The sequence below is a fragment of the Planktotalea sp. genome (assembly GCF_039984035.1).
Taxonomy (GTDB): Bacteria; Pseudomonadota; Alphaproteobacteria; order Rhodobacterales; family Rhodobacteraceae; genus Planktotalea.
This window is the reverse complement of the sequence record NZ_JBDWVM010000102.1, coordinates 1-8,913: the sequence shown is the minus strand read 5'-3', so window position 1 is coordinate 8,913 and position 8,913 is coordinate 1. Positions and strand designations below refer to the sequence as shown.

Here is an 8,913-nt window from a genome sequence, read left to right as displayed (position 1 = left end):
GCGGTTCAGCCACGACCTCTAACGTTGGGACCCTAGGAACAACGCGCAGAAATTGACTAACATAGCCCAGTACCTCGCGGCGTAGTGCGATGATCTCTCTTGGCTCGGCCTGCACGAGGTCAACGTCACCGATGCGGATTTCACCAGCCTGTGTCAGGTAGTTTCCATAAATCATACGCATCAGCGTCGATTTCCCAGCACCAGAAGCGCCCGTCAGCGCGACGCACTCACCTTTGCCAACAGTAAGAGACACATCATGGATCACCTCAATCACGGCGCTGCCCTGATTTTCTAAGGTGAAAGTTTTTGAAACGTTCTTTAGCTCAATCATGGTTCATACCTGCAAAACGGAACTGACAAGAAGTTGGCTATAGGCGTGCTGCGGATCATCGAGCACCTGATCCGTAAGACCGGCTTCAACGACGTGGCCAGATTTCATGACCATCAAACGATCCGCCAATAAACGTACCACCGCGAGATCATGGGTCACGATAATCGCGGACAGCCCCATATCGCGCACAAGGCCGCGCACCAAGTCGAGCAAACGCGCTTGGACAGACACATCAAGGCCGCCCGTAGGCTCATCCATGAACACCAAACGCGGCCCAGTGACGAGGTTTCGCGCAATTTGCAAACGCTGCTGCATGCCCCCTGAGAACGTATCGGGACGATCATCAATGCGATCCGCATTGATCTCTACGCGCGCAAGCCAATCCGTGGCCTTATCGCGGATATCGCCGTAATGACGCTCACCGACAGCCATCAATCGTTCGCCTACATTGCCACCGGCACTGACACCCATACGTAAGCCGTCACGCGCATGTTGATGCACAAAAGCCCAATCAGTACGCGACAACATACGGCGCTCGGGCTCTGACATGGTGAGCGTATCACGGGGGCCATCTGCTCGGGTGTCAAAGACAACCTCACCCGTGTCGGGCCTCAAATGCCCTGCCATGCAGTTTAACAAAGTTGATTTACCTGACCCACTTTCTCCGACAATGCCCATGACTTCGCCCGGATGGAGCTCAAAGGACACGTCTGCGCAGCCAATATGCGTACCGTAGTTTTTTGAAAGACCTTGTACAGAAAGCAAAGGTGTCATGCTGCATCCTTTCCCTTGTAACCCGCCACTTGACGTGAGTTGCAATAATCAGTGTCTGAACAGACAAACATGCGTCCGCCAGCGTCATCGATGATGACTTCATCCAGATAGCTGGTGTCCGACCCACACAGCCCGCACGAATGATCCGCTTTTGAGGCTTCAAATGGATGATCTTCAAAATCGAGGCTGATCACTTCGGTATAGGGCGGCAGCGCATAAATCCGCTGCTCACGTCCAGCGCCGAACAGTTGGATCGCAGCCATATCGCCCAATTTTGGATTATCAAACTTTGGGATAGGCGAAGGATCCATGACATAGCGACCTACAACCTTAACCGGATAGGCGTACGAGGTCGCGATATGACCATGGCGACTGATATCCTCATAAAGTTTTACGTGCATAAGGCCGTATTCTTCGAGCTCATGCATTTTTCGCGTCTCGCTCTCGCGCGGTTCAAGAAAACGAAGCGGTTCGGGGATCGGAACCTGATAGACCAGAATTTGGCCTTCGCTGAGCGCCTCGTCAGGAATACGGTGGCGCGTTTGAATGACACTCGCATCGCTGGTCGTGGTCGTTGTTTCGACGCCTGCTGTGCGTTCAAAGAACGTACGGATAGAAACTGCATTGGTCGTGTCGTCCGCCCCTTGATCGATCACTTTGAAACGATCCAATGGTGTCAAAACCGCTGCCGAAACTTGAACGCCCCCCGTACCCCAACCATAGGGCATCGGCATCTCACGCGACGCAAAAGGCACCTGATACCCTGGAATCGCCAAGCCCTTTAGGATCGCGCGTCGGATCATCCGCTTGGTCTGCTCATCGAGGTAGGCAAAGTTATAGGCCTGATACGTCATAGGAGACCCCGTTCCTTCAGTTGGGTTTTCAAGCTGCTCGGGCTGGTGAAATGGATAGCGTCCATACCTGCCGCCTTCGCGCCAAGGCAGTTGTGCAAACCGTCATCAATGAAGACGCAATTCTCGGCACGAACCTCAGCGCGATCACACAGGAGATGATAAATTTCGACGCTGGGCTTCAACACGCCCACCTCGCCAGAGACCACAGTGCTGCCAAAGATTGTCCCTAACTCAGGATGCGCCTTTAATCCTTCGGGCCAGGTTTCAGCAGACCAGTTGGTGATGGCGTGCAGCGGCACATGATTGTCGAGCAGCTGGTAAAGAACGTCCCACGTACCAGTGATCTTATTGGGAACCGCACGGCTGAAACGCGGAACATATTGCGCGAGACGTTCCCGATCTTCAGGGTCCTCAATCAGATCAAACGCATCGCTAAAAGAAGCGCCGCCATCACAAGCGACATTGATCTTGTCGAAGTTGACCCTGTTCAAAAAGGACTTAGCGCCTGCCTCGCCAAGATCTTCGATCCAAGCCAGATGCGGTTGCCAATCCACCAGAACTCCGCCGATATCGAAGACTACGGTATTTACGGTCATTCTGCGGCCTCCAAAGCTTGGTCCGCACTGGCCTCATGACGTAATTTTCGAACCAATTCCAGCTCTGACTGAAAATCCACGTAGTGAGGCAGTTTGATATGTTCGAGAAAGCCCGTCGCTTGGATATTATCGGCATGATAGAGAACGAATTCAGCATCCTGCGCCGGAGCGCCCTCATAGTCTTCGCCCAATTCTTCCCAACGAAGAGCGCGGTCTACCAACGCCATCGAAATCGCTTTGCGCTCTGTTTGACCAAAGACCAAACCATACCCACGCGTAAACTGAGGAGGCTCTGTCTTAGACCCTTTGAATTGGTTCACTGTCTCGCATTCGGTGAGGGTAACTTCGCCAATCTCAATTGCGAAACCAAGTTCGGGGATTTCCATTTCCACAGGAACAGCGCCGATCCGCAGCTCGCCCACAAAGGCATGGTTACGCGCGTATCCGCGCTGCGTGGAATATGCGAGACCAAGCGTAAAACCCTCGTCTGCACGCGCAAGAGCTTGCAATCGCAAAGCACGTTCCGCTGGCATCTCTAGGGGGGCACGTGTCAAATCTGGTGGAACGCTATCGTCACGCGGCGCGTCTTCAATAAGACCTTCGCGATTTAGAAACTCCGTCACATGAGGCACGTGAGCAGGTTCAATATCGCGCGATGGCGCTTCGGGCACGTCGCCATCGGCCGCAAGTTTGAAGTCAAGCAAGCGATGAGTGTAATCAAAGGTTGGCCCTAAAACTTGACCGCCTGGCAAATCCTTGAACGTCGCTGAAATGCGTCGGTCACAGGTCATCGCACCGGTATCAACAGGCTCTGACGCGCCAAAGCGGGGCAATGTTGTGCGATAGGCGCGGATCAGAAAGATCGCTTCGATCAAGTCACCGCGCGCCTGTTTAATCGCCAAAGCCGCAAGATCGGTATCGAAAAGCGACCCCTCCGCCATCACACGATTCACAGCGAGCGTCATTTGCTCGCGTATTTGTGCAACGCTAAGTTCAGGGAACTGTGTATCCCCGCGACGTTCTTCGGCGAGCCATGCATGGGCATTCTCAATCGCCCGCTCTCCGCCTTTTACAGCAACATACATCAGGACACCTTTGTCGATCGAGGCAACGCCGCAACGCGTTCGCCCGCTGTGAAAATAAAATCGAGCCCCAAAGGAAACAGCCCGCTATTGAACTGGAATGCCTGCACATCTGGCAACGACAATGAGGCGGTGGTTTTGATACCTGGGCCCTCAAGAATCGCGCCACCTTGAGACAGATCGGGCTGCTCGACGATCAACGTTGCAGATCGATCTGGATATTGAGACGTGCCAATTGAATAGTTGGTGAGGGGGTTCAGCGCCTCCCAAGTTCCAAGCGCGAACATACAGTGAGAGGGACCAACCAAAGACGCGCCAGTGTGAAAGGCGAGCCAAGCGCGTACAGCGTCGCAATCCGCGCTGCCAGCCAGATAGATCGGTGTATCTGTATCGCAAAGTGTGAGCAGTACCGCGCCCGCCGCCTTGGACAAAGGAGCTGGAGGCATTGCACCGCTGATCTCATAAATCGAACCGGGCCGCGCCATCGCCTCCATCACGCTGCGAAATGCATGGGCGGATTGAATTGCTGGATCAGAAAAACCACCAGAAAGCGTTTCAGGCTGCATCAATCTTCTCCTCGAACCATCGTATAGAACTCAACCTTAGTCGCCGCTGCTTTCGCAGCGCGCTTCGCTTTAGCCGTGGTCATTTCATGTTCTAAGGGTAGCAAAACAGAGGTGCGCACTAGGTCCGCCGCGTCTGTTTGCATCATCGCATCCACAAGCGCAGCAGCTTCGGCATCCTCTTTGCGGCGGCCTTGGATATAGGCATGGCCAACCTCACCCGTTTCTAAGGTGAGAGCACAGCGCGTCACGGTCATCTCCCCAAGATTAAACGGCGCACCCGTTCCGCCCGCTCGCGCGCGAACCATCGTGCTTCCGATCTCTGGCGCTCTTAACCAGGAAAAGTCAGGACGCGTCAGCGCATCGTCCAGAACGCGTGCAACGCGACCCTCAGGCGCCTTTGCCAGCAAGCTCATCCAAGCCTGACGCGGGGATTTTTCGTCAAAAGTGTCTTTCATCTCGACAACTCTTTCAATTACTATACAACTATACATATCTTACCATATTCGACATTTGATAAAAGAAGAGTTTTGTGAATTTTGTGTGACACAACCCCCAAAACCCCGATCTGGAAAGCCATCGCTGATGCGCTGCGCAGCGATCTCGCAGAGGGGCGCTATACCCCCGGTGACAAGCTCCCGACTGAAGCCGCATTGGCAGAGCGCTTTGGCGTCAATCGTCATACTGTACGGCATGGCATTTCCGCGCTGGTTGAAGAGGGACTGGTCCGTACACGACGTGGCGCTGGCGCTTTTGTCGCCGCAATTCCAACGGATTATCCAATTGGGCAACGTGTCCGTTTCCACGAAAACTTGATCGCAGCCGGACGTCGTCCTGAAAAGCAAATCCTAGACGTCGAAGAACGCGCAGCGACCGATGGGGAGGCAAAAGCCCTCGTTATTAATACGGGTGATCCCGTCTGTGCCTACCACGGTTTATCGCTTGCCGATGGCCAGCCTATTGCCGTCTTCGAAAGCGTTTTTCCCTTATCCCGATTGGCTGGCATGGCGTCTGCCCTACAAGACACCAGCAGTGTCACTGAAGCACTACGCGCGCTGGGCGTTAACGACTACACGCGCGCAACGACACGGCTCACCGCAGTGCGTGCAAGGGCAACCCATGCGCTTCATTTGCAAGTTTCAGAGGGCGATCCTCTACTGCGCACATCAAGCGTGAACATAGGCGAAGATGGCCAAGCGGTAGAATACGGGCGCACGTGGTTCGCGGGAGATCGGATAACACTGACTTTGGAATCTTAACTCTCGTATTTTTCGAGAAAGGCCTCCGCCTTTAGAGTGCGAAAGTCGTCGAGCGCACCTCCAAGAGCCCCATGCGACCAATCCCACCAGGCCAAAGCAATCAGCCGATCCGCAATTTCGCGTGGCTGTCGCAACCTCAAAGGCTTAGCAGGCGTTCCTGCGACGATGGTATAGGGATCAACATCTTTGGTCACGACAGCACCCGATGCAACAACGGCGCCGTCACCTAAGGTGACCTCAGGCTTAATCATAGCGCCTGCCCCAATCCAAGTATCATGACCAATAAAGGCCACTCTTGATTTGCGATGTGCAAAGAAAGCTTCATCCCGACCTGCGTCCGCCCAATAATCGTCAGAGCGGTAAAGAAAGTGATGACACGATGCCGTGTCGAGAGGGTGGTCCGTCGCTCCAATGCGCGAGAACGCTGCGATATTGGAGAACTTACCAACCTGCGCATTTGCAATATCCGCATAGCGATCACAATAACTGTAATCCCCAAGTTCAGAATACGCCACGCGACTGCCTTTGCCGATCTCAACGTAGGCCCCAAAGGTACTCTCGGTGATCTCGCAATCGGGATGCAAAAAGGGTTTGTTCTTGTTCAAACGCGGCATCAGTCTTTACGCCCAATCAATTTCGCGCGGAGCCAGCCCGAAAACCAATCCATTAGCATCACCATAATCACGATCAAACCAATGTAGTATGCGACCTCTTCCCAGTCTTTTTGCGTCTGAATGGCTTGCGTTAACATCAAACCAATACCGCCACCGGTGATTGCCCCGATGATAGTGGCCGACCGCGTGTTAGATTCTAAGAAGTAGAGAACTTGCGCCAAAAGCACCGGAACCGCCTGAGGGATCACACCAAAACGATATCGTTGCAGCGGCTTTGCCCCCGTAGAGGACACACCTTCGATCTGTTTCTGATCCACGTTTTCCAAAGCTTCAGAGAATATCTTACCGAATGTCCCCGTGTCTGTGATCAAGATCGCCAATGCGCCTGTCAATGGACCGGGGCCAAACGCCCGTGCCAGAACAACCGTCCAGATCAACGCGTCCACGCCGCGCACAAAGTCAAACAAACGGCGCGTGCTGGCACGCACTAACATAAGCGGGGAGAACCGTCTGGCCGCGAGAAAGGCCAAAGGCAGTGCGATAATGGCCGCGCCCATCGTGCCGAGAAACGCCATAAGGATCGTTTCGCCAATCGCCCAAGCGACATCCTTGTGCCGCCACATTGCGTTGTTCCACCAATCCGAAACAGCGCCAAGGAGATTGGCCCGTGTCGGGTCAATCTGAGCACCGAACAGAATTTCACCCAAACCTTTACCATGATAAGGGCTATCAAGCGTGAACCAGAACAGTTCCCATCCGGGGAAATAGTTGAACACCTCGGTACGTGCCCCCGTCATCGTAATGCGCCCTTCCGGGGTCTTGATCGCGATCCGACGCTCCGATGCAGAAATCCAATCGGGCATTTGTTCAGGCAAGTTGCTCGTCACACTGCGACCCTCGGCTTGAACCTCAATCAGAGGAAAACCTGGAATGCTGATCTCGGTCCGGCTATTGGGCAAATAGCGAACGATGTGTTCCGTGCCTAGATCGATGGTCGTTACTTCGTCGCCGCTGACCCAATCAGGACGCTGCCCATCTGGATATCTGCCTTTTCGCTCGCCTTCGATGGCATAGGTCACCTCGCCTGAGCGATTATCACGTGTCACATGGACCTTGTGGGACCAACTGTCCGATGCAAGCGTAACTGCATTATCGAAATTGGCACGTTGAGCGAGACCCGCAAAATCAAACGCAACAAAAATATAAGCAAAGTAGAGCAAGATCGCCGTAGGGATGCCAAAGCCCATCAATCGTTTGCGTAGAAACAGCGCATCGGCTGCGCCTTTAGTTGCATGCAGTTCAATCGCGTTCATTGGCCCTGCCCTTCAGTTAATCGGTTGCGGTAGCGACTGGACACCTGATCAAAGAAAACGATCGTGCCAAAAAGAAGGATGAAAATTGCTGCGGCATCATCGAAACGGCCCTGACCCCAGCCCATCGCGTTGCGCAATTCATAGCCAATACCGCCTGCACCCACGAAACCGAGGATCGCCGAGGCACGAATATTGATTTCAAAGCGCAGCAATGCGTAGCTGACAAAATTTGGCGCAACTTGCGGCAGAACACCCAGCAACATTTTTTGCGACCACGTTGCGCCGGCAGATTCCAAACCTTCGAGCGGTTTAAGATCAACATTTTCAGCAACCTCCGAAAACATTTTACCCAAAGCACCTGCGGTATGGATCGCAATAGCGATCATCGCAGGTACGGGACCACTGCCCAGAACAAAGATCAACATAAGCGCGATGACGATTTCCGGCACTGCGCGCATAACATCAGAGATGCGGCGAAAGACTTGGATCAAACTCGGCCACTTCGCCAAGCCACGTGTTCCGAACAAAGCTAGAAAAAGCCCGCCAAACGCACCGACAAGCGTTGAAACCGCCGCGATATTGATCGTTTCTATGAGCGCTGGAAAATACTTGGCGATCAATGCGGGCAATCCCGCACGATCCCTCCAGGCTTCTGACAAAACATCTGCTGGGTAATCACCGATTTGATGTAAACCGTCCCAGAACCCACCTGCATTACGATCATCCGCGATATTGAAACCGGAGACCATCAAGATCACGAAAATCAATAACGTCAGCCCACCATAGAGCCTGCGTCGCTGGAGTTGCTGCATGTAGTTTGGATGAATGCCGTCAACGCTATTGCGCGCGGACCCGATGGTCGTGTCTGACATATGCCGAGCCTCGAAAATAAAACCGGCGGCCCTAGCAGGGCCACCGGACACGTCAAAAAAATGACTTAGCCGCCAATTTTCGCGCGGCGTGCGCCGACGATGGATGTGTAGGCGTCATGCGTGATTGGGTCGAACCCTTGGATTTCACCGCCACCCACACCATAGGCGCATTCAGGGTCTGTTTCACCAAGTGTATCCATGATCTCTGTTACGCTGGCACGTACACTGTCTGGCAGTGCATTGCGCATGACGATTGGTTCACCTGGGATCAGCTTTGAGCGCCAGATTTCAACCAAATCGTTCATATCAACAAGGCCCGCATCAACAGCTTTGCGCAGCGCGCCGAAGTTATAGCCGTCTTCCCAGTTGCCTTGGCCATCGGCCCAAGTCACACCAGCGTCGATGTCGCCGTTTTTAACAGCAAGAATTGTCTGCTCGTGACCACCCGTGAATTTTACCTCACCGAAATAGTCGCCGCTGTCCATTGTCGCGCCTGTGATCTCAGGAATTTCGATAGATGGGATCAGGTAGCCAGATGTGGAGTTAGGATCGCCGAAACCAAATACCTTGCCCTTCACATCATCAAGAGATGCGAGGCCACTGTCGACACGCGCAAAACCGATGGAGTGATAACCGATGGAGCCATCGAGGTTCA

At 53.7% G+C, this 8,913-nt stretch carries 12 protein-coding genes; 1 reads left to right on the top strand and 11 read right to left on the bottom strand.

Going from position 1 to position 8,913, the window contains the following annotated elements; translation table 11 throughout:
• The 7 genes from ABJQ89_RS04455 to phnG form a co-directional block, all read right to left on the bottom strand.
• The coding region (locus ABJQ89_RS04455; protein WP_348495063.1) for an ATP-binding cassette domain-containing protein at nt 1-331 on the bottom strand (331 nt) is incomplete at its 3' end.
• Nucleotides 332-334: 3 nt separating this feature from the next.
• Nucleotides 335-1,105: a phosphonate C-P lyase system protein PhnK gene (phnK, locus tag ABJQ89_RS04450; RefSeq protein ID WP_348495062.1), complete on the bottom strand. Its 771-nt coding sequence runs from the start codon at nt 1,103-1,105 to the stop codon at nt 335-337.
• Nucleotides 1,102-1,959, bottom strand: a complete 858-nt coding sequence (locus ABJQ89_RS04445; RefSeq protein ID WP_348495061.1) for an alpha-D-ribose 1-methylphosphonate 5-phosphate C-P-lyase PhnJ — start codon at nt 1,957-1,959, stop codon at nt 1,102-1,104. The genes phnK and ABJQ89_RS04445 overlap by 4 nt, the downstream gene beginning before the upstream one ends.
• Nucleotides 1,956-2,555 (bottom strand): HAD family phosphatase, encoded by a 600-nt coding sequence (locus ABJQ89_RS04440; RefSeq protein WP_348495060.1) that lies wholly within the window; start codon nt 2,553-2,555, stop codon nt 1,956-1,958. The genes ABJQ89_RS04445 and ABJQ89_RS04440 overlap by 4 nt, the downstream gene beginning before the upstream one ends.
• Nucleotides 2,552-3,640: a carbon-phosphorus lyase complex subunit PhnI gene (locus tag ABJQ89_RS04435; protein ID WP_348495059.1), complete on the bottom strand. Its 1,089-nt coding sequence runs from the start codon at nt 3,638-3,640 to the stop codon at nt 2,552-2,554. Before ABJQ89_RS04435 ends, ABJQ89_RS04440 begins: the two co-directional genes overlap by 4 nt.
• Nucleotides 3,640-4,203: a phosphonate C-P lyase system protein PhnH gene (gene phnH / locus ABJQ89_RS04430; RefSeq protein ID WP_348495058.1), complete on the bottom strand. Its 564-nt coding sequence runs from the start codon at nt 4,201-4,203 to the stop codon at nt 3,640-3,642. Before phnH ends, ABJQ89_RS04435 begins: the two co-directional genes overlap by 1 nt.
• Nucleotides 4,203-4,658, bottom strand: a complete 456-nt coding sequence (gene phnG, locus ABJQ89_RS04425) for a phosphonate C-P lyase system protein PhnG (protein WP_348495057.1) — start codon at nt 4,656-4,658, stop codon at nt 4,203-4,205. Before phnG ends, phnH begins: the two co-directional genes overlap by 1 nt.
• 81 nt (nt 4,659-4,739) lie before the next feature.
• Between phnG and phnF the strand changes: the two genes are divergently transcribed.
• A complete protein-coding gene (gene phnF / locus ABJQ89_RS04420) occupies nt 4,740-5,459 on the top strand; it encodes a phosphonate metabolism transcriptional regulator PhnF (RefSeq protein WP_348495056.1) in 720 nt (239 codons plus the stop codon).
• Here the strand turns inward: phnF and ABJQ89_RS04415 are convergent.
• From ABJQ89_RS04415 to phnD, 4 genes are all read right to left on the bottom strand, one after another.
• Nucleotides 5,456-6,073 carry a DapH/DapD/GlmU-related protein gene (locus ABJQ89_RS04415; RefSeq protein WP_348495055.1) on the bottom strand — a complete coding sequence of 206 codons (618 nt, stop codon included), beginning with the start codon at nt 6,071-6,073 and terminating at the stop codon, nt 5,456-5,458. The genes phnF and ABJQ89_RS04415 overlap by 4 nt on opposite strands.
• Nucleotides 6,073-7,386 carry a phosphonate ABC transporter, permease protein PhnE gene (phnE, locus tag ABJQ89_RS04410; protein WP_348495054.1) on the bottom strand — a complete coding sequence of 438 codons (1,314 nt, stop codon included), beginning with the start codon at nt 7,384-7,386 and terminating at the stop codon, nt 6,073-6,075. Before phnE (ABJQ89_RS04410) ends, ABJQ89_RS04415 begins: the two co-directional genes overlap by 1 nt.
• A complete protein-coding gene (gene phnE, locus ABJQ89_RS04405) occupies nt 7,383-8,258 on the bottom strand; it encodes a phosphonate ABC transporter, permease protein PhnE (RefSeq protein WP_348495053.1) in 876 nt (291 codons plus the stop codon). Before phnE (ABJQ89_RS04405) ends, phnE (ABJQ89_RS04410) begins: the two co-directional genes overlap by 4 nt.
• 65 nt (nt 8,259-8,323) lie before the next feature.
• Nucleotides 8,324-8,913: phosphate/phosphite/phosphonate ABC transporter substrate-binding protein (gene phnD / locus ABJQ89_RS04400; protein WP_348495052.1), on the bottom strand; the 590-nt coding region annotated here is incomplete at its 5' end.

What these genes read in the sequence shown, in the direction of transcription:
- phnH (WP_348495058.1), bottom strand. Translation starts at nt 4,203, where the DNA reads ATGCAGCCTGAAACGCTTTCTGGTGGTTTTTCTGATCCAGCAATTCAA.
- ABJQ89_RS04440 (WP_348495060.1), bottom strand. Translation starts at nt 2,555, where the DNA reads ATGACCGTAAATACCGTAGTCTTCGATATCGGCGGAGTTCTGGTGGAT.
- ABJQ89_RS04415 (WP_348495055.1), bottom strand. Translation starts at nt 6,073, where the DNA reads ATGCCGCGTTTGAACAAGAACAAACCCTTTTTGCATCCCGATTGCGAG.
- ABJQ89_RS04445 (WP_348495061.1), bottom strand. Translation starts at nt 1,959, where the DNA reads ATGACGTATCAGGCCTATAACTTTGCCTACCTCGATGAGCAGACCAAG.
- phnE (WP_348495054.1), bottom strand. Translation starts at nt 7,386, where the DNA reads ATGAACGCGATTGAACTGCATGCAACTAAAGGCGCAGCCGATGCGCTG.
- phnK (WP_348495062.1), bottom strand. Translation starts at nt 1,105, where the DNA reads ATGACACCTTTGCTTTCTGTACAAGGTCTTTCAAAAAACTACGGTACG.
- ABJQ89_RS04435 (WP_348495059.1), bottom strand. Translation starts at nt 3,640, where the DNA reads ATGTATGTTGCTGTAAAAGGCGGAGAGCGGGCGATTGAGAATGCCCAT.
- phnG (WP_348495057.1), bottom strand. Translation starts at nt 4,658, where the DNA reads ATGAAAGACACTTTTGACGAAAAATCCCCGCGTCAGGCTTGGATGAGC.
- phnE (WP_348495053.1), bottom strand. Translation starts at nt 8,258, where the DNA reads ATGTCAGACACGACCATCGGGTCCGCGCGCAATAGCGTTGACGGCATT.